13 protein-coding genes and 1 tRNA gene are annotated in these 22,546 nt (G+C 70.6%); 9 read left to right on the top strand and 5 right to left on the bottom strand.

Annotated elements, in window-relative coordinates; translation table 11 throughout:
- Positions 1 to 25 precede the first annotated feature (25 nt).
- Both hpf and U874_RS0111850 read left to right on the top strand, forming a co-directional pair.
- Positions 26 to 658 carry a ribosome hibernation-promoting factor, HPF/YfiA family gene (gene hpf / locus U874_RS0111855; RefSeq protein ID WP_025134752.1) on the top strand — a complete coding sequence of 211 codons (633 nt, stop codon included), beginning with the start codon at positions 26 to 28 and terminating at the stop codon, positions 656 to 658.
- A 206-nt stretch (positions 659 to 864) separates the two neighbouring features.
- The gene (locus U874_RS0111850; protein WP_025134751.1) at positions 865 to 8,286 is read left to right on the top strand and encodes a DUF5979 domain-containing protein; all 7,422 of its coding nucleotides are present in this window, start codon (positions 865 to 867) and stop codon (positions 8,284 to 8,286) included.
- Between the two features lie 132 nt (positions 8,287 to 8,418).
- Here U874_RS0111850 and U874_RS0111845 read toward each other — a convergent pair whose 3' ends face one another.
- From U874_RS0111845 to U874_RS0111835, 3 genes are all read right to left on the bottom strand, one after another.
- Positions 8,419 to 9,201: a polyprenol monophosphomannose synthase gene (locus U874_RS0111845; RefSeq protein WP_051582907.1), complete on the bottom strand. Its 783-nt coding sequence runs from the start codon at positions 9,199 to 9,201 to the stop codon at positions 8,419 to 8,421.
- Positions 9,202 to 9,275: 74 nt separating this feature from the next.
- Positions 9,276 to 10,736, bottom strand: a complete 1,461-nt coding sequence (locus U874_RS0111840; RefSeq protein WP_025134749.1) for a catalase — start codon at positions 10,734 to 10,736, stop codon at positions 9,276 to 9,278.
- Between the two features lie 45 nt (positions 10,737 to 10,781).
- On the bottom strand, positions 10,782 to 11,222 hold the full coding sequence (locus tag U874_RS0111835; protein ID WP_025134748.1) for a Fur family transcriptional regulator: 441 nt from the start codon (positions 11,220 to 11,222) through the stop codon (positions 10,782 to 10,784).
- A gap of 157 nt (positions 11,223 to 11,379) precedes the next feature.
- On the opposite strand from U874_RS0111835, the gene secA reads away from it, so the two are divergent.
- From secA to U874_RS0111815, 4 genes are all read left to right on the top strand, one after another.
- Positions 11,380 to 14,124, top strand: coding sequence for a preprotein translocase subunit SecA (gene secA / locus U874_RS0111830; protein ID WP_025134747.1), 2,745 nt, complete (start codon positions 11,380 to 11,382; stop codon positions 14,122 to 14,124).
- A 59-nt stretch (positions 14,125 to 14,183) separates the two neighbouring features.
- Positions 14,184 to 15,137 carry a thioredoxin domain-containing protein gene (locus tag U874_RS0111825; protein ID WP_025134746.1) on the top strand — a complete coding sequence of 318 codons (954 nt, stop codon included), beginning with the start codon at positions 14,184 to 14,186 and terminating at the stop codon, positions 15,135 to 15,137.
- Between the two features lie 36 nt (positions 15,138 to 15,173).
- Positions 15,174 to 15,246 (top strand) — tRNA-Thr (locus U874_RS0111820).
- A 91-nt stretch (positions 15,247 to 15,337) separates the two neighbouring features.
- A complete protein-coding gene (locus U874_RS0111815) occupies positions 15,338 to 16,294 on the top strand; it encodes a DMT family transporter (protein WP_025134745.1) in 957 nt (318 codons plus the stop codon).
- Here the strand turns inward: U874_RS0111815 and U874_RS0111810 are convergent.
- Together U874_RS0111810 and msrB are read right to left on the bottom strand one after the other, a co-directional pair.
- Complete coding sequence (locus U874_RS0111810; RefSeq protein WP_025134744.1) at positions 16,248 to 16,850, bottom strand: nitroreductase family protein; 603 nt, start codon at positions 16,848 to 16,850, stop codon at positions 16,248 to 16,250. The genes U874_RS0111815 and U874_RS0111810 overlap by 47 nt on opposite strands.
- A complete protein-coding gene (gene msrB / locus U874_RS0111805; RefSeq protein WP_025134743.1) occupies positions 16,847 to 17,302 on the bottom strand; it encodes a peptide-methionine (R)-S-oxide reductase MsrB in 456 nt (151 codons plus the stop codon). Before msrB ends, U874_RS0111810 begins: the two co-directional genes overlap by 4 nt.
- Positions 17,303 to 17,564: 262 nt before the next feature.
- Here msrB and U874_RS14865 point away from each other — a divergent pair, with 262 nt between their 5' ends.
- The 3 genes from U874_RS14865 (at position 17,565) to U874_RS0111790 (ending at position 22,518) form a co-directional block, all read left to right on the top strand.
- Positions 17,565 to 19,082, top strand: a complete 1,518-nt coding sequence (locus tag U874_RS14865; RefSeq protein ID WP_025134742.1) for an S-layer homology domain-containing protein — start codon at positions 17,565 to 17,567, stop codon at positions 19,080 to 19,082.
- Positions 19,083 to 19,168: 86 nt separating this feature from the next.
- Positions 19,169 to 21,565: an HtaA domain-containing protein gene (locus U874_RS0111795; RefSeq protein ID WP_025134741.1), complete on the top strand. Its 2,397-nt coding sequence runs from the start codon at positions 19,169 to 19,171 to the stop codon at positions 21,563 to 21,565.
- Between the two features lie 65 nt (positions 21,566 to 21,630).
- Positions 21,631 to 22,518 carry an HtaA domain-containing protein gene (locus U874_RS0111790; RefSeq protein WP_025134740.1) on the top strand — a complete coding sequence of 296 codons (888 nt, stop codon included), beginning with the start codon at positions 21,631 to 21,633 and terminating at the stop codon, positions 22,516 to 22,518.
- The last annotated feature ends 28 nt before the right edge of the window (positions 22,519 to 22,546 follow it).

Genomic DNA, 22,546 nt, shown 5'->3' with positions numbered 1-22,546 from the left:
CGCCTGAGTCACCTGGGAGGTCACCATGGACGTGAACATCCGCGGCAAGAATGTTGGGATCACCGACCGATTCGAGCAGTATGTCGAGTCGAAGGCTGAGAAGGTGGCCGGGCTGCTGCCCAAGGCGCAGTCGTTCGAGGTGCGGGTTGCCCGCCAGAGCGATCGGAGCCCCCAGCACGGTGACCAGGTCGAGATCACGCTGATCGGTCCGGGACCGGTGATCCGTGCCGAGTCGGCCGGCGCCGACAAGTACACGGCATTCGATATGGCCTACGGGCGCGTGCTCGAGCGCATTCGGCGGATGAAGGATCGGCGCCACGACCGCCGAGGAAAGGGCCGCACCTCGCTGGGGGATGCCGCCGCGAACGACTTCGGCATGATCGACGTCACCCCGGCGCCCCTCGAGGTGCTCGAGTCGGTGGCGATGGGCGAGGCGCCCGCCACGGCCGAGGCCGGCGAGGAGCAGTACTCGCCCGTGGTGATCCGCAGCAAGGAGTTCCCGGCTGAGCGGCTCTCGGTCGAGGACGCCGTCGATCAGATGGAGCTCGTCGGACACGATTTCTTCCTGTTCGTCGAGCACGGCTCGGGCCGCCCCAGCGTCGTGTACCGGCGCAAGGGCTGGAACTACGGTGTGATCAGTTTGGCTGAGGCCTCGTAGCGCGAACAGTGCCGCCCGCGGGCGGGAACTACGGCCCCGGAAATGTATTCCATTTCCGGGGCCGTGGTGTTTTCCACTGTTCTGCTTGTGTATAAAACTGGTGACTTCTGTGAATTCTTGATACTTTGCTGTGAGTTCAACCTGCTGCGTGGGGGCGTGTCTCCGTGGGCGGTGCAGCGGGCCGACCCCATTCCGGGAGGTCAGAAGTGCGCAAGGAATTCACACGTCGGGGTGCTCGTCGCGGCAGAGGGGCGCTTTCGGCGCTGCTCGTCGGCGCACTCATCGCAGGCCTCGGCGCACTCGGCGTCCCGGCCGCGGTCGCCGCCCCTCCCGTCACCTTCGCGCTCTCGACCGTCGACCTCGCGACGGGTGCGCCCGTGACGCACGTCGAATCCGGCAAGGACTTCACCTACGTCGCGAGCGTCGGCTGTCCGGACCCGAACGGGTGCGGGCCGGCGAGCCTGAGCCTCACCTTCCCGTCGCCCGTCGAGTTCGTCGCCGACGCCTTCAACCCGCCGACGGGCGCGCGCGTCGAGAGCGTCGAGCCCGGTGCCGACGACAGCACGGTCGTGACCCTCCGCTGGGACGCGCTTGACGGCACGGCCGTGGCCTTCCTCCCCGCGCGGATCGCCGCCATGGTGCCCGCGCACCTCGACGGCAGCCAGCTGACGTCCACCGGAACGCTCACCGCGGGCGCACCCGGTGACGAGACCGTCTCAGAGGGCGCCGTCACCGTGACCCTGAACGCCTACGAGCACCCCGGGCTCGAGCAGGAGGCGCAGGCGTGGAGCGCCTCGACCATCACCGAGGGGAGCACCGGCGCCACCGCCGAGGTGACGAGCACCGTGCGCGGCACGGCCGCGGCGAACGCGCCGAGCACGCTCGTCTTCCGCGTGCCGGGGGGTCAGGCCCTCCCGGGCAGCACGCTCGCGGCCGCGCAGGCCTTCGATCTCACGGGGCTGCGGATCGACCGCAACCCGAGCGGCGCGGAGGTCGTGTTCACCCTCGCCGACGGCGGCACGAGCAGCGCGACGATCGCCGCGGGCGCGCTCGAGATCGCGGTCCCGGCCGACGCGGTCGGGTACGAGCTCCGCGTGCTCGGCCTGCCCGGGCTCGAGAACCCCTCCGCAGCGGAGCGCACGGTCGTCGTCACCGCAGACGCGCGCCTGCGCGCGACCGACCGCGACGGCAACCGCATCGTGCTCGACGGCACGAACTCCCGCCAGGTGCGCATCACGGCCGACGTGAGCAACGAGGTCGCCCGGCCGACGCCCGGCACCGATCCCGCCGTATCGAAAGCCACCCGCGCCGACATCCGGGTCGACGCCGTACTCCCCACGATCAGCCACGACCTCACCTGGCTCACCGATTCCGGCGAGTCGACGAGCGTGTACGGTTCCGGCGAGGCCTCCACCGTGACGCTGCGCGCATCGAACTCGGGGATCCCGGGTCTGCGCGACCTCATGCTCACGATGCCGCACCTGAACAGCCGGTACTTCGACTACCAGGAGCTCTCGGCGCCGCCGCGGCTGCGGCTGCCCGCCGGCGCGACCGGCGCGACGATCCAGTACCTCTACGGCAACGCGCAGACCCCCGGCGCGGTGCAGCAGGTCACGCCGGGCGCAGCGGGCGCCTGGGTCAACGCGCCCGGGCCCGAGGCGGGCGCACCGGTGCCTGACGAGGACAGCCCCGCGCTCGGCCAGGTGAGCGGCATCGTCGTCGTCTTCACCGCGGCGGACGGCTCGGTCATCGCCGGCGAGTGCGCTGTCTCCGAGGACTGCGCCGGCGGCGTCGAACTGCGCGGCACGCTGCGCACGGCGCTGCGCAGCACGGGCGCCGAGATCATTCCGCCCGCGACGGGCAGCGGCGAGACGACGGTGGGCGCCATCGCCCAGGTCGTCGCGAAGGCGGCAACGGGCGCGACGCTCACGCAGACGACGGCGCAGGCCACGCTCCGGCTCGTGAAGCCGCAGATCACGGTGAAGCTCGGCAAGCGCTTCGGCCGCGAGGACGGCAGCGACCAGACGGTGTACCCGCTCACGGGCATCGCGCACGCCGGCGACCACTACGACCCTGAGAAGGATCCGCAGGACTTCGCGGACCATCCCCTCCGCTTCGTCGCCTCGACGGTCGCGAAGGAGGGCGCGAGCGAGGGCACGGGCGCGCGCGAGCTGCGGATCTCAGACCCGCAGCAGGCTCCGAAGCTCAACACGCTGAAGAACAGCCCGTTCAACACGATCCGGGTCACGGCGCTCTCCGCGGATCCCGCGGTCTGCACGACCGGCTCCGACGCCGACGAGCGACCCGTGCCGAGCACGACGGAGCAGTGGGTGTGGGTGGTCGACCGCGCGGACGAGCCGCAGACGATCACGAAGGTGCCGTTCGAGGCGTCGATCGACCCCGCGCTGATCGTTGGCATTGAGATCCTCATTGCGCCGCGCGACGCGGAGTTCTTCCCCACCGACGTCCGCTGCGCGAGCGCGCCCGGCTCGACTGTGAAGTTCCGCGACACGCAGATGGTCGGCGGTGCGAAGGTGTCGCCCGAGACGATCGGTGCTCCCGAGACGCCGGGACTGCTCTCGGTCGGCAACGTGGCCCGCGTGGGCACCGGCCCGAACGGTGACACGGCGGATGGCGCCGATTCCCTCTTCCTCGTTGACCTGCTCCGCGCCGCGATGTACAAGCACTACACCTCGGGCGCTGCGCGATCCGGCATCGCGGGGCAGGAACCCCGCACCTCCTTCGTGCTCTCCGGCGTGCCCGCGGCCTCCGACTCGGTGCGCTCCGTGCTGACCGACCGCGGCGGCGCGCACGAGTCGCTCGACGTGTTCGAGCTCACGGGCGTCCGCGGCGCTCGGGTCGGCCCGGACCAGAAACTCGTGGTCCGCTTCGTCGACGGCGCTGGCGCCCCCATCGGGCCCGAGGGCGTGGTCGAGGCGAGCACCGAGCTGAAGCTCGAGAACGGCTCGACACGCCAGCTCACGGACGAGGAGATCGCCGACTCGCAGAGCACGGGCTACCTCGACTTCCAGCGGATCGAGCGCGAGATCGACTGGGATCGCGACTGGACCGACGGCGAGATGGCCCGCGTGGGCGGCGTCGAGATCAGCGTCGTCCGAGCCGACGGGACCGAGGCGCTGCAGCGCTTCGGCGCCTTCTCCGCCGTGCTCGACATGAAGCTCCGCACGAACTTCCTGAACGATCCCGGCACGCGCGTGACGGGGTCGAACGCGGGAACGAAGTACCGCAACGTCGCCTCGATCGTCTCGGTCAACCTCGCGGGCGACCGCTCCGACGTGCTCACGAGCTCGGTGCCGTTCGGCGTCTTCGAGGCGAGCGAGCTGTTCATCGACACCGCCGTCACCTGGCGCGGTCTGAACCAGGCGGGCACGCCCGCCGACGGCTACCTCGTCGCGCAGTACCAGACGCCCTCGCGCATCACGCTCGACGCGCAGAACCGCACGGCGCTCGGCGCGGAGGGCGTGGACGCCTGGAAGCAGTGGGAGCAGCCGGGCACGATCGGCGTCGGGCTCGCGAAGCTCGGCACCGGGATCGGCGGTGCGGCCCCGAGCCCTGCGCCCGGCCTGGACGAGTGCGTCGCCGAGCGCGATCGCAACCCCTTCGCGATCAACGACTTTGCGGGGATCCACGGCATGACGTGGCCCATCGAGAACGCGGCGCAGACGAAGCCGGGCGAGGATCCGCCGCGCATCGCCGCGCGCATCACCTACACCTTCGCCTCCGGCGCGGACGAGGTCGTGGAGGCCCCGGTCGACGCCGACATCGCGGACCTCAACCCGAGCACCGCCCGCTGGGGCGACGTCGTCGGCGTCTCCGTGGAGTGGGCCGAGAACGGCAAGTTCGTCGGCGTCCACCGGAAGAGCGGCGGCACGGCCGGCCGCGTGAGCTTCGACCTCACGCTGCGCGACGCGCTGCGCACCGGCTTCAACTACCAGTACGTCGCGGGCGTCCCCCAGTGCCTCTCCGGCGCGACCCCGAGCAACGAGGTGCCGATCGACGGCGCGCTGCAGCTCGAGGGGCAGACGGTCGACCAGATGGCGCAGGCCGCCCCCGTCGTGAGCGGGAGCTTCGACGGCATGGTCGGGCGCATGGCGACCGCCGACGAACTCGGCGCGAACCCCGACTGGCGCTTCGCCGAGATCATGGTGGACGTGGAGAAGAGCTCCGTCGAGGTCGGCGTCGCCGCACCCGCCGGGGCGATCTACCGCGACATCGCGCAGTCGCCCACACCGTTGAAGCGCTGGACCGTGTCGATCACGAACACGGGCAACCTCGACGTGAGCGCGCTGCGGCTCGCGACGGATAGCGCGCTCCTCGGTGGGCAGTGGCCGGACGGCGATCCCGCCGACTTCGCGCCCGCCCGCGGTTCCATGTTCGACGCGTTCGACGCGACGGGCGCGAGCCTCCGGCTCCCGAGCGGGGCAACGGGCGCCGAGGTTTGGGTCCGTTCCGAGGACGGCAGCTGGGGCCAGGCGATGGTCACCGCGCAGAACCGGATCGAGCTGCCGACGAGCGGCGCCGGGCCGCGCGAGTGGGGTGAGGTGACGGGCTTCCGAGTCCAGTTCACGGGCGACGACGGCCAGCGCAAGCGGATCATCCGCGGTGCCCAGGGGTCGCTCCTCATCGACTCCGTGCTGCGCACCCACCTGCGGAGCGATCCGAGCGAGCTCGCGCCCGCGACGGATCTGCCGCAGGCCGCGCAGCGCTGGGAGTCGAGCCTCACGGCCGCCGGCGTCTCCTTCATCGGCGGTTTCGACGCACCCCGCTCGCAGGTGCACGACGCGAACGGCGCGGCGACGATCCTGCCCGGCGCGCCCGCGCCCCGGGTCAAGAAGTACACGAGCTACGATGCGGACCGGAACACCGGCACCACGGCCACCAACGCGAACCCGGGCAGCTGGGTCAACTTCACGGTCGTGCTCGAGAACCGATCGACCGCGACGAGCAACCTCTCCGGGATCTCGGCCGTCGACACGCTGCCCGCGGAGCTCGCCTACAACGCCGTCAACGACGGCGCGCGGTGGAGCGCTCTCGTCTACCGCCTCGGCGAGCAGCCCGTGGATGCGACGAGCGAGCTGCAGTTCGCGCTCGACACCTCGGGCGCCACGCAGGTGATGCGGTGGACGGCGCCGGCGGACTGGGAGCTGCGCCCGGGCGAGCGGATCGTGATCCGCGTGCCGCTGCAGCTCGGCGACGGTGTCGAGGCCGGCTCGACCGCGCGGAACACCGCGCGGATCGTGGGCTCCGGGATCCCCGGTGCGACGCCCGTCTCGATCTGCGCCGACGAGGCGTCGACCGCGGGCGACTGCTCGGCCGAGGCCTACGCCACGACACTCCGGAATGACTCCGTGCGCGCCGAGTCGTACATCGACGCGACCGCAGGAGGCTGGGACACGATCGACCGGATGGGCTGCGACGCCAGCTCCATCTCCGACTGGAGTGACGGCACCTGGGTGCGCAACCCCTGCATCGCGAAGACGACGGTGGGGAGCACGCTCACCTACCGGCTCAAGCTCATCAACTCGGGCAACATGGACCTGAGCGAGCTGCGCTTCGTCGACAAGCTCCCGGCCGCCGACGACCGGGGCGCGGTGCTCGACAGCACGCGCGGCTCCGCCTGGAACGCAGGCTACATCCCCGGCTCCGCGCGGCTGCTCACGGGCACCGAGGCCGAGGCGCTGGGCGCCCGGGGCGACGGCTCGCTGAACGGCGGGGGCTTCCGCTTCACCGCGGACGCCGCGAGTGCCGGCGATGCGGACAACGCGCCCTGCCGCCTGGTCCGCGACGCCTACTCCGGCGCCGACACCCTGGACTGCGCGCACCCGGGGGTGCAGTGGAGCGCGAGCGACTCCGCGAGCACCCGGGCGTTCGGCGGTGACATCGCGTTCGCCGCGGACAAGCTGCGCGGCGGCGACTTCGTGATCGTCGAGTTCCAGGCCCGGGCTCCTGAGGAGCGGCCCGCCGAGTCGAGCGGCACCCCGCTCATGGGGTGGAACTCCGTGGCGACCACCGCCCGGCCCACGCCCGTGAGCTACTGGCTCCCCGCGAGCGAGTCGCCCCGCTCGGGCGCCCGCTGGGAGGACACCGCGATGACGCTGTCCCTGAGCCTGGCCGAGGGGCCCGTGACGGACTGGCACTTCACGGCGCGCGAGTACGTCGCGACCGTGAGCTGCTCGGTGCCGGGGCGGGATCCCGCAACGCCGCTCGTGCGCGAGGTCACGTTCCCGGGAATCACGTCCGTCCCCGGCACGATTCCCGTGACCGTGGAGGATCTGCCCGTGGGCGGAATCTGCTCCGTGAGCGACGTGCGCTACGACCCCGTTCCCGCGACCGCCGCCGGCCAGTACGGCTCGGCCGCGGCGAGCCCCGCCCCCACGGGCTTCGCGTACGCCGCGGAGCCGGCCGACGGGATCGAGCTGGCGCTCGAGCCCGCGGGGAACGTGCTCGCCATCACGAACAGCTTCACGGAGGCCACCGTCGAAGTCGGTGTCGACGTGACCGGATCCGCCGCGAGCTACCTGCCCGCGGACGCGCGCTTCGACGTGGCGCTCAGCTGCTCCTTCGGTGGCGAAACTCGCGACCTCGGCAGCTTCGCGCTGGCGCCCGGCGAGCGTCAGCTCGTGGGCGGCCTCCCGGTGGGTGCGAACTGCACGGCGACGGAGACCGAGCACCGCGGCGCCGCCACGGTGACCGCGACCGTCGACGGCGCGCCCGCCGAGGTATCGGCCGCGCGCTCGGTCGGGCTCGCGACGATCGAGGCGGGGGCCCACACGGCGTACTTCCTCAACGAGTTCGCGGCGGGCGGTGCGCTCACGATCCTGAAGACCGTGGACGCGCCGGACGCGAGCACGGCGATTGGCGACGTCGGCTTCGGGATCTCCTGCACCCTCGGCGGGCACGAGATCGCGCTCGGCGAGCAGGCGAGCCTCGGCTTCAGCTTCGCCACGGGTCAGCGCGAAGCCTCGGGTAGCCTCACGGGCCTCCCGGCGGGCGCGGAGTGCACCGTGACGGAGCACGAGGCGGGTGGTGCGAACATCGCCGCTCCCGACCGCACCGTAACGGTGCTGCCGGACGCCGAGGTGATCGTCGAGATGCGCAACACGTTCTCGCCCGCCGCGCTGGAGCTCGAGAAGCGCGTCACGGGCGCGGGTGCCGGTGAATCCCGCGTTCCCGGGGCCTTCGACCTCCGGGCCAGCTGCACGCGCGAGCTGACGATCGCGGGCGAGACGCGCACCGTGACCGACCACGACGCGCTCGCACGGGTCGTGCCGGGCGAACCGACCTCGATCGCGAACCTCCCCGAGGGGAGCCGCTGCGCCGTGACCGAGCCCGATACCGCGGGCGCCGAGCGCACGACGGTCGAGCTCACCACGGCGGGGCTCACCGATGAGGACCCCGCGGACGACGCGGTGCTCGTCGCGCTGCGCGGCCCGGATGCGGCGGGCGCCGCCCAGGCCACCGCCGTGCGGGTCACGAACGAGTACGCGAAGACGGGCGGGCTGACGACCACGGGTGCGAGCGGCGGGCTGCTCGGTGGAGCGGCCGTGCTCCTCCTGCTCGGCACGGCGCTGCTCCTCGTGCGCCGGCGCCGGCAGACCCGGGCGTAGCGCGGGGAACGGCTGAGCGGCTGCGGTCGCCGGGAAACCGGCGGCCGCAGCCGCCTTGCGTTGCTGCCGTGCCGTCGCTCTACCGTGCTGCCGCGCTTCGGCGCTTCCGCCCTGCGGCTCAGGGCTCAGGGCTCAGGCGTTCGGGGTCTCCGTGCGGCGTGCCCGCCGGGCCCGCCGCTCCTCGGCGCGCAGTCGCCAGCCCCAGCGCAGCACGTTGCGGAGCGCCTCCCCGACGATCGCGGGGCTCATCTTGGAGGTGCCGGCGGTGCGCTCCACGAAGGTGATCGGCACCTCGCGGATGGGGCAGCCCAGCCGCTCGAGCGCCCAGGCGGTCTCCACCTGGAACGCGTAGCCCTGCGAGTCGAGCCGGTCGACGTCGAGCCGCTCGAGCCACGCGGTGTCGAGCACGCGGAACCCGCTCGTGAGGTCGTGCAGTCGGGAGCGCAGCGCGGTGCGGGCGACGGCCGTGCCGGTCCGGGAGATCGCGCGCCGCGCCCACGGCCAGTTCACGATCCGCCCGCCGCGGATCCAGCGCGTGCCGATCACGAGCCCGGCGCCCCCGCGCGCCGCCGCGAGGAGCTTCAGCAGCTCGGCAGGGAGGTGGGAGCCGTCGGAGTCCATCTCCGCGACGAAGCGGTACCCCCGCTCGCGCGCGATCCGGAACCCGAGCGCGTAGGCCGTGCCGAGACCCTGCTTGCCGTCGCGATGCCGCACGGTCACCCGCGGGTCGACCGCGAGCTCGGCCGCGAGCCGGCCGGTGCCGTCGGGGCTCCCGTCGTCGATGATCAGGATGTTCGCGGTGGGCAGGTGCGCGAGGATCCCGGCGACCGTCGCGGGGAGCGTCGCGCGCTCGTTGTAGGTCGGGAGGATGACGAGCAGCTCGCGGGCGGCGGGGGAGCGTTCCGGAGAGGTCATGCTGCTCATCCTGGCAGAAACGACCGTGGGAGGCCGCCCAGACGGGCGACCTCCCACGAATCAGTGAGCTGCGGTTACGCGGCGACGCGATCCCGCAGGATCTGGCCGAGCTCGGCGTCCACGTTCGTCCAGTACTGGAAGAAGCGCTCGCGGATCGCGGGCACGGTGATGGCCTGGCCCTGGCCCGTCAGCACGTCCTGGAAACGCGCCTTCGACTCGGCCGAGAACACGTCGCGGTAGAGCGTGCCTGCCTGGCCGAAGTCGTCGTCCTCGGAGCGGAGCGTGTACGCGCTGCGCACGAGCTCGCCGTCCGACTCCCAGCTGCCCTCGACGCCCGCGAGCGGATCGGCCTGGGGGCCGCCGGCCGCGCCGTACGAGTTCGGCGTGTAGGTGCGGTGCTGCGCGCTGTTGAAGTGGTAGCGCATGTTGCCCTCGTGCATGTAGTTGTTCACCTCGGCCGCGTGGGGCTGGTTCACGGGGAGCTCGTTGAAGTTCGTGCCGATCCGGTAGCGGTGCGCATCCGCGTAGGAGAAGACGCGCGCCATGAGCATCTTGTCGGGCGAGATCCCGGTGCCGGGCACCTGGTTGCCGGGCGAGAACGCGGCCTGCTCGATCTGCGCGAAGAAGTTCTCCGGGTTGCGGTTCAGCGTGAACGTACCGACCTTGATTCGCGGGTAGTCCGCCTTCGACCAGGTCTTGGTGAGGTCGAACGGGTTGAAGCGGTAGGTCTTCGCCTCCTCGTACGGCATGATCTGCACGTACACGTCCCACGACGGGAACTCCTCGCGCGCGATCGCGTCGAAGAGGTCGCGGCGGTAGTAGTCCGCGTCGCTGCCGGCGATGCGCTCGGCCTCCTCGGCGGACATGTGCTCGACGCCCTGCTGGGAGATGAAGTGGTACTTCACCCAGAAGCGCTCGCCCTCAGCGTTGACCCACTGGTAGGTGTGCGAGCCGTAGCCGTTGAGGTGGCGCCAGCTCTTCGAGAGGCCGCGGTCGCCCATGAGGTAGGTGACCTGGTGGGCCGACTCGGGCGAGAGGGTCCAGAAGTCCCACTGCATGTCCGCGTCGCGCAGGCCCGAGTCGCCGAGGCGCTTCTGCGAGTGGATGAAGTCGGGGAACTTGATCCCGTCGCGGATGAAGAAGGTGGGGGTGTTGTTGCCCACGATGTCGAGGTTGCCCTCGGTCGTGTAGAAGCGGAGCGAGAAGCCGCGCACATCGCGCCAGGTGTCGGGGGAGCCCTGCTCGCCGGCGACCGAGGAGAAGCGGATCAGGGTCTCGGACTTCGCGCCCGGCTGGAAGACCGCCGCGCGGGTGTACTTCGAGACGTCCTCCGTGACGACGAACTCGCCGAAGGCGCCGCCGCCCTTGGCGTGCGGGTTGCGCTCCGGCACGCGCTCGCGGTTGAACGAGGCGAGCTTCTCGACCAGGTAGCGGTCGTGCAGCACCGTGGGGCCGTCGGCCCCGACGGTCAGCGAGAACTCGTCGCTCGCGACCGGCGTGCCCGTCTGGGTGGTAGTGGGCTTGATGTCAGACATAGCGCCTCTTTCTTCGGATGGATGGTGGGGTGGAAAGCTGGGGGCTCAGGCGGAGCGCGCGGCGGAGCAGGCGGCGCACCGGCCGCGGAACACGACCTCCGCAACCTCGACCGTGAAACCGAGCGCATCGACCGGCGCGAGACAGGGAGCGGAGCCGACGACGCACGGGACGTCCTCGATCGCGCCGCACTCGCTGCAGATGAGGTGGTGGTGGTTGTCGCCGACGCGCGCCTCGTAGCGGGCCGGGCCGCCGTCGGGCGTGATCCGGCGCACGAGATCTGCCTCGGTCAGTGCGCTCAGGACGCCGTAGACGGCCTGGAGCGAGGTGCCGGGGAGGGTCTCGCGCAGCTGCTCGTACACGGCACTCGCCTCCATGTGGCCGCCAGCCGACAGCATGTCGAGCACGGAGCGGCGCGAGGCGGTGGAGCGCAGACCCGCCGCGCTCAGTCGCTCGGCGACGGAGGGGTGCGGGGAGACGGCGGCCATGACCCCAGCCTACACCTTCTTTTGAGTCATTCAAAAGAGCCCATTCCCAGCGCCTCGACTCCCCGCGTTGCTAAGCTGAGGCGTTGTCACAATTTGGCAACGACGGTGGCTCCGCACGGCGGGTCGGCAAGCCGTGCAAACTTACAGGAGAGACAACGTGGCGACAGTTCTCGAAAAGCTCCTTCGCGTCGGCGAGGGTCGCACTCTGAAGAAGCTCGAGCGGCAGGCCAAGCTGGTGGCCGAGCTGGAAGACTCCTTCGCAGAGCTCAGCGACGAGGAGCTGCGCGGCGAGACTGAGGAGTTCCGCGGACGCCTGGCCAAGGGCGAGACGCTCGACGACCTGCTGCCCGAGGCGTTCGCCGCGGTGCGCGAGGCGGCGAAGCGGACCATTGGCCTCCGCCCCTTCGACGTGCAGGTCATGGGCGGCGCGAACCTCCACCTCGGCAACATCTCCGAGATGAAGACCGGTGAGGGCAAGACCCTCGTTGCGACGATGCCCGCGTACCTGAACGCCCTCGCGGGCAAGGGCGTGCACGTCGTCACGGTCAACGACTACCTCGCGAGCTACCAGTCGGAGCTCATGGGCCGCGTCTTCCGCGCGCTCGGCATGACCACCGGCTGCATCGTCGCCGGGCAGGACCCCACGGTGCGCCGCGCTCAGTACAACGCGGACATCACCTACGGCACGAACAACGAGTTCGGCTTCGACTACCTGCGCGACAACATGGCCTCCTCCGCCGAGGAGCGCGTGCAGCGCGACCACTTCTTCGCGATCATCGACGAGGTCGACTCGATCCTCATCGACGAGGCGCGCACCCCGCTCATCATCTCGGGCCCCGCCTCGGGCGAGGCGAACCGTTGGTTCGCCGAGTTCGCGCGCATCGCCCGCAAGCTGAAGCCCGGCGTCGACTACGAGGTCGACGAGAAGAAGCGCACCATCGGCGTGCTCGAGCCCGGCATCGAGAAGGTCGAGGACCACCTCGGCATCACGAACCTCTACGAGTCGGTGAACACGCCGCTGATCTCGTTCCTCAACAACTCGATCAAGGCCAACGCGCTCTTCACCCGCGACAAGGACTACGTCGTGCTGAACGGCGAGGTGCTCATCGTCGACGAGCACACGGGCCGTATCCTCGCGGGCCGCCGCTACAACGAGGGCATGCACCAGGCGATCGAGGCCAAGGAAGGCGTGCAGGTCAAGGCCGAGAACCAGATGCTCGCGACCGTCACGCTGCAGAACTACTTCCGCCTCTACGAGAAGCTTTCGGGCATGACCGGTACGGCCGAGACCGAGGCCGGCGAGTTCATGTCGACCTACCAGCTCGGCGTCGTGCCCATTCCCACGAACAAGCCGATGCAGCGCAAGGACCAGCCCGACCTCGTCTACAAGAACGAGGAGGCGAAGTTCGCGCAGGTGGTCATCGACATCGCCGAGCGCTACGAGAAGGGCCAGCCCGTGCTCGTCGGCACCACGAGCGTGGAGAAGAGCGAATACCTCTCGCGGCTCCTCGCGAAGGCCGGCGTGCGACACGAGGTGCTCAACGCGAAGAACCACGCGCGCGAGGCCGCGATCATCGCGCAGGCGGGCCGCCTCGGCGCCGTGACCGTCGCGACGAACATGGCCGGCCGCGGCACCGACATCATGCTCGGCGGCAACGCCGAGTTCCTCGCCGTCCAGGAGATGGCGTCGCGCGGGCTCTCCACCGAGGAGGATCCGGACGCGTACGAGGCCGCGTGGGACGACGTGTTCGCCGCCGTGAAGGAGGCCGTCTCCGAGGAGGCCGCGAAGGTCCACGAGGTGGGCGGGCTCTACGTGCTCGGCACGGAGCGCCACGAGTCGCGCCGCATCGACAACCAGCTGCGCGGCCGCTCGGGCCGTCAGGGCGATCCCGGCGAGAGCCGCTTCTACCTCTCCCTCGCGGACGACCTCATGCGCCTGTTCAACTCGGGCGCGGCCGCTGCGCTCATGAACCGCGACAGCTTCCCCGACGATCTCGCGATCGAGTCGAAGGTCGTCTCGCGCGCCATCCAGAGCGCGCAGAGCCAGGTCGAGCAGCGCAACGCGGAGATCCGCAAGAACGTGCTGAAGTACGACGATGTGCTGGATCGCCAGCGCAAGGCCATTTACGGCGACCGCCAGCAGATCCTCGACGGCGAAGAGATCGAGGGCCGCATCGACGCGTTCCGCGAGCAGACGATCGATGCGATCCTCGCTTCGCACGGGACCGACGGCGAGTGGGACTTCGACGCGCTGTGGAGCGACCTGCGCCAGGTGTACCCCGTGGGCATCACGGTCGACGAACTCCTCGCCGAGACGGGCGGCGCGCGCGTCGACCAGGCGTTCCTGCGCCGAGAGATCCTCTCCGACGCCATCGTGGCGTACGAGAACCGCGAGGCGAGCCTCGGCAGCGAGGCGATGCGCGAGCTCGAGCGCCGCGTGGTGCTCGCCACGATCGACCGCCGCTGGCGCGACCACCTCTACGAGATGGAGTACCTCAAGGAAGGCATCGGCCTGCGCGCGATGGCGCAGCGCGACCCCCTCGTCGAGTACCAGCGTGAGGGCTACAACATGTTCGAGGGCATGATGGGGCAGATCAAGGAAGAGTCCATGGGGCTGCTCTACAACCTCGAGGTCAAGGTGCGCGACGAGGTCGACGCGCAGGGCCACGTCCATCTCGAGGGCGGCGGACTCGACCAGCAGACCGGTCCGGACCAGTCGAAGCTCTCGTACAGCGCCCCCGACGAGGACGGCGCTCCCGCGGTGAGCGGTGCAACCGAGCCCGGGCAGCCGGCCGGGGGAGCGGCGGGCGGCGCCACGCAGCGCGGCGCGTTCGGGCAGCAGGTGCCTGCGGATGGCGCGGCGTCGAACCGCGCCGCACGCCGCGCGAACAAGAAGAAGTAGGGCGTCCCGCCCCCAGCAAGCCGTGATCCGCGCCCGCGGACCGACCGGGAGAAATACTGATGTCTAGCGAGACCAACAATCGGCCAACGAAGAATGAGCGCCGCGCTCAGGCGCGCGAGCAGGCGCGCCTCGCGCGCGAGCAGGAGAAGAAGCGGGAGAAGCGCAACCGCCTGTTCCTGCAGGGCGGGATCGTGCTCGGCGTCCTCGCCATCCTCGGCATCGTCGCGCTCGTGCTCACGCAGACCATGAAGCCCGCGGGCCCCGGCCCGGAGAACATGGCCTCCGGCGCTGCGGTCTTCACGAAGGACCTGAAGGTACTCAAGACGCCGGCGCTCGAGTCCGGCGCGGAGCGCGAGGCCCGCGAGGTCAACCGCGACGAGCTGCCCCTCGACGTGACCGTTTACGCCGACTACATGTGCCCCGCGTGCGGCGCGTTCGAGCAGCAGTACGGCACCATGCTCGAGAACTACGCCGGTGCGGGCGACATCGAGCTCGGCATCTACCCGCTGAACTTCCTCGACAGCATGTCGAACGGGTCGAAGTACTCGACGCGCGCGGCGAACCTGTTCAGCTGCGTCGTCGAGGAGCAGCCCGACGTAGCCTTCCAGCTCCACACGCGCCTCCTGAGCGCCGAGGTGCAGCCGAAGGAGCAGACGACCGGCCTCACCGACGACCAGCTCCTCGAGCAGGCCGAGGCGGCCGGCGCCGAGCTCACGACCGAGCTGCGCCAGTGCGTGAAGGACGTGCGCTTCGGCAACTTCATCTCGAGCAACTACAAGGCCGCGAGCGAGACCGGGATCCTCGGCCTCGCGAAGGGCGCGCAGATGCTGAGCGCGGACGGCGTGACCCCGCAGCCCGCCGACGGCCCGCAGCGCCTCGTCTCGACCCCCACCGTGATCGTGAACGGTCAGCAGTGGAACCAGGCGCGCGACGGCGACCTCGAGTCCTACCTCCTGAAGGTCAAGGGCGAGTTCGAGCAGAAGCAGGACGCGGACGCGAAGAAGTCCGAGTAGACTGCACCGGGGCGGTCCAGCTGGACCGCCCCTCTTGCCGCCTTAGCTCATCTGGTAGAGCAGCGCCCTTGTAAAGCGCAGGTGATCGGTTCGAGTCCGATAGGCGGCTCTGTACGCGTGTACCGTGCCAACCGCGCCAACCGCGCCAACCGCGCCAACCGCGCCAACCGCGCCCCCACGGGCGGAGTAGGGTGGGGCGAGTGACTCGCACTCGCTCGTTCCCCGTCTGGGCCGCTCTCGTTGGATCCGGCCTCGCCGGCATGCTCGTCGCCCTGCAATCGCGCATCAACGGCGGCCTGAGCGTCCGCCTGGGCAACGGCTACGTCACGGCCGCGGTCTCCTTTGGGATCGGGCTGCTCATCATGTGCGTCGTGCTCGCGGTCTCCCGGCGCGGCCGCTCGGGCATCGGCCGCATCCGCGCAGAGGTGCGCGCGGCGCGGCTCCCCTCCTGGGTGCTGCTCGGCGGCACGGGCGGCGCGCTCTTCGTGCTGAGCCAGGGGCTCGTCACTCCGCTCATGGGGCTCACGCTCTTCACTGTCGGCATCGTCGCGGGTCAGGTGCTCGGCGGTCTCGCGATGGACCGGCTCGGACTCGGGCCGGGCGGGCGCATCGACCCGACGCCGCCGCGGGTGGCGGGCACCGTCCTCGCGGTCATCGCGGTGGTGCTCTCCGCGGGCCTCGGCGGCACGGGGGAGCACGGCCCGGTGTGGCTGATCCTCATCCCCGTCTTCGTCGGGGCGGGCATGGCTGCCCAGTCGATGCTCAACGGCCTCGTGCGCGCCGCGGCGCAGAGCGCGGTCACCGCGACGTTCGTGAACTTCGTCGTCGGCACCGTGCTGCTCGGCACCGCCGCCGCGATCTCCGTCGCCGTGTCGGGCTGGCCGAGCGATTGGCCGAGCGAGCCGTACTTCTACATCGGCGGCTTCGTCGGCACGATCTTCATCGCGGTCGCGGCGATGCTCGTGCGCACGGCGGGGGTGCTGCTGCTGAGCATGTCGAACGTGGCCGGCCAGCTCATCGCCGCCGTCGCCTTCGAGCTCGGCGCGCCGCTCGCCGGCGGCCTCACTCAGGGGATGATCGCCGGCACCGCGGTGGCGCTCCTCGCCGTGGTTATCGCGGCGCTTCCGTGGCGGGGCTCGGGGGCTCGAGCCCGCTGAGGTGCCGGGCGAGCTCGAGCGGCTTTCGTGGCTTCTGCGGTTTCGCTGGCCGGTCTGGACGGCTGCGATCGGGCACCCCGCCCACGTACAGCCAGCCGAGTAGGTACTCCTCGGCGGCGAGGCCGTGCGCCTCGTGGACGGGCGCCGAGCGCGTGTGCTCACCGCTGCGCCAGAACGTGCCCCAGCCCGCTTCCCAGAGGAGGAGGCCGAGCCCGTGGGCGACGCCGCTCGCCACCGCCTCCTGCTCCCAGAGCGGCACCTTCCCGCTCCGGCGCGGGGAGACGACGAGCGCGATCACGAGCGGAGCGCGCGTCGCCTTCGCCCGGTACTTCTCGCGCTTGCCGCCCGCGGCGTCGCCCAGCGCGTCGCCGAGCCGGAGCCGGGCGTCGCCGCGAAGTTCGATCACGCGCCACGGGCGGAGGCCCGAGTGATCCGCGACGCTCACGAGCGCGCCGAGGAGCTCGGCCAGCTCCGCCGAATCGGGGGCTGCGTCGGTCACGCGGGAGTGCGAGCGCCGCTGCGCGAACGCCGCCCGGACGGGCGCGGGCTCGGTCATGCCTCGGGCGCGGGCTCGGCGGTGGGCTCGCCGCCCGGCTCGAAGGTGAGCGCGAGCGAGTTCATGCAGTAGCGGTCGCCCGTCGGCGTGCCGAACCCGTCCGGGAAGACGTGGCCGAGATGCGAGCCGCACTCCGCGCACCGCACCTCGGTGCGGGTCATGCCGAGGCTGTGATCCTCGAGCAGCTCGACCGCGCCGGGGCGGACGCTCTCGTAGAAGCTTGGCCAGCCGCAGCCGGAATCGAACTTCGTCCCCGCGACGAAGAGCTCGTTCCCGCAGCCGCGGCATCGGTAGAGCCCGTCGCGCTCCTCGTCGAGGAGCTCCCCGGTCCCGGCGCGCTCGGTCGCCGCTCGGCGCAGAATCGCGTACTCCTCCGCGCCGAGCCGCTCGCGCCACTCGCTGTCGGAGAGCTGGATCGGGTACGCGGCGGAATCGATGGGCTTGCTGCTCATGAGGGGTCTCCGTTCCTCGGTTCGGGATCAGTGTACGACCGCCGCCCGATGCCGCGCTCAGCGAGGGCCGCATCCGATGCGCGGGCGCGCGCATCTCATCCGAACGGATGATGCGGGAGAGCGCGCTGCGCTCCGACTTGCATCATCGGATGATATTCGTCAGACTAATGGGTGGTGCTGAGGTGAGGTGAGCCTCAGTTCGATCAGATGTGGCCGCCACGGACCGTGCTGGCCGTCCGAAGAGAACAGGAGTGCGCTCGCAATGACTGCACAGAACGGCTGGCGAAAGCGGGTTTCCGCGGTGCTGGCGACCGGAACCGCCGCGCTTCTCGTGGCCAGCGGCGCGTTGATGGTGCCGGCAGCGGCGAACGCTGTCGAGGGCGACGCTCCGGCGCCCGTGGTCACTGTCTCGAAAGACACTGGCCTGAACCCGGACGGCGAGACCATCACCGTGAGCGGTTCGGGCTTCGTGCCCACGGATGAGACGAAGGGCACCCGCCCGCCGCTCCTGGGGAAGTTCACCGGCGTGTACGTCGCATTCGGCTACTACCCCGATGTGTGGCAGCCGAGCACGGGCGTGGCGAGCGGCGCACGGAAGAACTTCGATGTGAAGTGGGCGGTCCACGCCGATGACATGGCGACGGTTGGCGGCGCCGCGAACGGTGCCATCGAGATGAGCGCCGACGGCAGCTTCACCACCACTCTCGCCGTGAGCGAGCAGGACCTCACGGCGCTCGCAGAGGGCAACTACGGCATCTACACCTACCCTGGCGGCGGCGCGAAGTACGCTCCCTACGAGATCTTCACGCCGGTCACGTTCAGTGACGGCACCGAGGTCGTTCCCGCGCAGGTGACCGGGACGGTCGCTGCCGCGACGAAGACCGGCCTCACGGTGAACGTCGCCGCAAGCGATCTTCCCGCGGACATTTCGGACCTCTACGGAGCCCTGATCGTGAAGGACTCGGAGTCCACTCTGACGGGCATGGACAGCGCGTTCCCCGCGTTCGCTCTCCCCTTCCCGAAGGTCACCAACGGCTCGAGCAGCTTCGTGCTGAACGCGCCCGTTGCCGGTCTCGACCGCACGAAGCAGTACGAGGTCATCCTGTGGAAGAAGCACGCCGAGATCACGAGCGAGACGATCTACGCTCGCGCTGATGTCGCGGTCTCCTCGGCGCAGTGGGACGCGGTGTTCCCGAAGCCGGAGCCGAAGGTCCCCTTCACCGATGTCGCGCAGGGCGATAAGTTCTACAAGGAGATTGCGTGGATGTACACTACGGGTCTCTCGACCGGTGTGAAGCAGTCGGACGGATCGGTGAAGTACCTCCCGAAGTCGAATGTGACCCGCGAGGCGATGGCAGCGTTCCTCTTCCGCCAGCATGCGCCTGCGAACTACAAGGCGCCGGCTCGGTCGCCCTTCACGGATGTGAAGACGACCGACAAGTTCTACAAGGAAATCGCCTGGATGGCGGAGTCCAAGATCTCGACCGGCGTCAAGCAGCCGAACGGCACGGTCAAGTACCTGCCCAAGTCGAACATCACCCGCGAGGCGATGGCGGCGTTCATGTACCGGATCGATACGAACGCGAAGCCGGCGGCACCGAAGGTGTCCCCCTTCGCTGATGTGAAGCCCGGCGACAAGTTCTACAAGGAGATCGCTTGGATGCACTCGAGCGGTCTCTCCACCGGCATCGCGCAGCCGAGCGGCAAGCCGAAGTACGCACCGAAGTCGAACGTGACGCGTGAGGCGATGGCTGCGTTCATGTACCGAGCAGACCGCTAGGGTCTGGACTGATGGTGCCTCGGGCGCACGCGTTTCCTCCGGGATGCGCGTGCGCCCTTCGGGCCGTGTAGGGGAGTAACTCACAGATGACTCAGCGTCAGCACAGACGGGGCTTTGCCGGGATCGCGCTCGCGATCGCGATCACGATGAGCGGCGTGGGCGTCGCGCCCGCGTTCGCGAGCGATGCCGGAAGCGCGTCGGAGGGTGCAGCCGAGACTGCGATCGCCGCAGGGCAGCCTGGCACCGCGACGGTGCCCGAAGATGCACCGCCCGCTGACGCAGACGGCTCGGCACCGGATCAGTCCCAGCAGGACGCTGCAGTACTCGTGCCCGAGCAGCCCGAAGCCTCGTCGGAGGTCATCCCGGCCCAGGACGCTCAGGCGGAGCACGCTGAGCAGGCGGACGAGGCATCTCAGCCATCGGCCCCGGCGAGCCCGGCGTCTCCGGCTGATGCACCGGTGCCGCCCCCCATGGATCAGGCCAAGGTGACGGTTACTCCGGTGGTGAGTCCGGACCGCAAGCTTCGCATGACCGGGAACGTGGACAAGCTGGACTCAGCGGTCTCCGCGATTTCGGCGGCACTCATCCGACAGGGCGACGAACTCTCACTCGGCACGGGTGCCGCGACCGGACTGCCCCGGACGACCGCGCCGCTCGCGGTGACGAACGGCGCGGCGACGGTCGAGCTGACCGCGGCGCCGGGTGCGCTCGTGAAGAACGGGAAGTACGAACTTGTGGTCTGGAACGGTGGGGATGCGCCCACCGCGGAGACCGCGTTCGCGCGAGCGCCTCTGGAACTCACCTCGGCCCAGTGGGCAGCGCTCTCCGGCGAGACCGTGCAGCCGGAGCCCGCCGAGGTGGGGAGCTTGCACTGGGGCGTGCTCGACCGCTTCCGCGCCTACGTCGAGGGCCCGATCGCGAAGGGCAAGATCTCGGCGCAGAAGCCGGCGAAGTACGACGGCTCCGAGTTCGACTTCCCTCAGATCACGGGCGGGAAATGGGAGAGCGGGCGGAACACGGGGACGGTACAGTTCGCCGGCTCCATGCGCTTCCTCGGGCATGCGGGACAACTGGATCTGAACATGTCCAACCCCATGATTCGGGTCATCGACTCGCGCCGTGCCGAGCTCTCAGTCCGGACGGTCTCGGTCGATATGCAGACCCAGGAGCTGCGTGAAACCGTCGATGTGATCGCGACCATCGACCTCACGAAGGCACAGCGCAGCGAGCGATCCGGCGGAGCGATCCGCTGGTCGAATGCTCCCGCAACGCTGACCACTGCGGGGGTCCCGGTGTTCCAGGACTTCTACGAGGCGGGGCAGGAGCTGGCTCCCATCACGTTCACGGTCGGTGCGGCCAGCGACGCGAAGCCCGTCACCCCGACGAAGCCGAAGCCGGTCACGCCCACGAAGCCGAAGCCCGTCGATCCCGTGCAGCCGGTGGCCCCCACCGACGGCGCGCAGCAGGCCGGCTCGCTCACCTGGGGCATCTCCTCCGGCTACGCGGCCTACACGACGGGCCGGATCGCGAAGGGCAACATCACGTCGAGCGGTGTCGGCGGCGGCGCGGGCGGCTACGTCTTCCCGCAGGCTTCGAGCTCGTGGGACGCCCAGTCGCAGACGGGTACCGTGCAGTACTCGGGCGTCGTGACTTTCACCGGGCACAAGGGCCTCATGTCCGAGTCCTTCGCGAACCCCGTGATCAGCATCACGGGCCCGGCGAGCGGCACGCTCACCGCAGGCGGTCGGAGCTTCGGCCTCGACCTCGGCGCGGGCAGTAAGTCGGTCGGCGCGAACGGCGAGGTCACCTGGAGCGGGGTTCCCCTCTCCGGGGCGATCGCCGGCGGTGGCGGGGGCGGCGGCGGCGCGTTCGGCGCCGACCCCGTGAGTTTCACGGTCGGTGCGGTCAGCGGTGCGAGCTTCGGATCGACCGCCGTCGGCCCGCAGAACACGAAGCGCACCGCGGCCGACGCGCCGCCCGCGACGACCGGGATCCGGATCCTCACCGACTCGAAGAAGCTCGTCCCCGGCGGCGAGATCGAGTTCGAGGCCAGCGGCTTCGAGGCCGGCGAGCGCGACGTGCTCGTGGTGCTCTACTCCGATCCGATCGTCCTCGACGACGCGGCGGGTGCCGATGCGAACGGCGTGGTGCGCTGGATCGGGACGCTCCCGAAGGATCTCACCCCCGGCGAGCACACGATCACGCTCCAGGGCAGCACGAACGCCGGCGCCGTCTTCACCGTCTCGGCGGCGAAGAAGGCGAAGGCGAAGTCTGCTGAGCAGCAGAGCGTCGAGGAGATCGTCGCCGAGGCGAACGCTCAGACCCCCGTCGCAGCGGGGATCGCTCCCGGGGAAGACACCCCGATCTGGCTCTGGTGGGCCGGCGCGATCGCCCTGCTGGCGGTCGCGGGCGCGATGGGCGGCCTCGTCGTCGCGCAGCGCCGGAAGGCCGCAGCAGCGGTCGGCATCTCGGGCGACGAGTAGCCCCAGTCCGTATCATGAGTGGGTGCCCGAGCGGGCACCCACTCAGCAGCGCAAGGAGAACGCACGTGCACACGCCCCAGCAGACCAGCAGCTCCGGATCCCGCCGCGCGATCGCGGCGCTCGGCGCCGGCCTCGTCGGGATCGGCCTCCTCTCGGCACCCGCCGCGGCGACGGCGGCACCGCTCCCCGCGACGGTTCCCGCGGCCGAGGCGTGCACGATCGACACCGCGACGCTCACCTGGGGCGTGAAGGAGCGCTTCCGCTCCTACGTGAGCGGCTCCATCGCGAACGGCGAGTGGACCGTCTCGGACGACATGCGCTACGAGACCCCGAGCTTCATCTGGGACGCGGCTTCCGGCAGCGTCAGCAGCGGACTCGACGCCGGAACGATCGCCTTCACCGGCGCCATCCACTTCACGGGCCACGACGGCATGATGCAGCTCGATCTCTCCGACCCCGCGATCGAGTTCGCCGACGACGACAGCGCGTACCTGCTGCTCTCGATCGGTTCGACGGACACCGCGGCGAGCGGCGGCGAGGCTGTCGCCGAACGCGTGCGCGCGGCGAAGATCGACCTGAGCGGCGCGGTCACCGCGGGCGACGGATCCCTCGAGATCTCGGGTGCGGTGCCGCGCTTCACGGTCGAGGGCGCCGCGGCGATGAACGGCGACTACGGCTCGTACGTCACGGGGGAGGATCTCGATCCGATCACCCTGACCGCCACGGTCAGCGGTTGCGAGCTGGGCGCGAGCGTCGCCGAGCCGCGCCCCGAGCCGACCGCGACCGCGGAGCCCGGTCAGCCCGCTCCCGTCGAGCCCGAGGCCGCGCCGCAGGTGCCCTGGGTGCCGATCGCGATCGCGGGGGTCGCGCTGCTCGTGATCGGCGTCACGGGCGGCATGCTGATCGCCGGCCGGAAGCCGAAGCAGCCGGAGACCCCTGCCGACGAGTCCTAGCCCGGAACACGGCGGAGGCCCCGGATCC

Source organism: Leucobacter sp. PH1c, assembly GCF_000633415.1.
In the GTDB taxonomy this organism is placed as follows: Bacteria; Actinomycetota; Actinomycetes; order Actinomycetales; family Microbacteriaceae; genus Leucobacter.
This window is presented reverse-complemented; position numbering and strand designations above follow the sequence as displayed.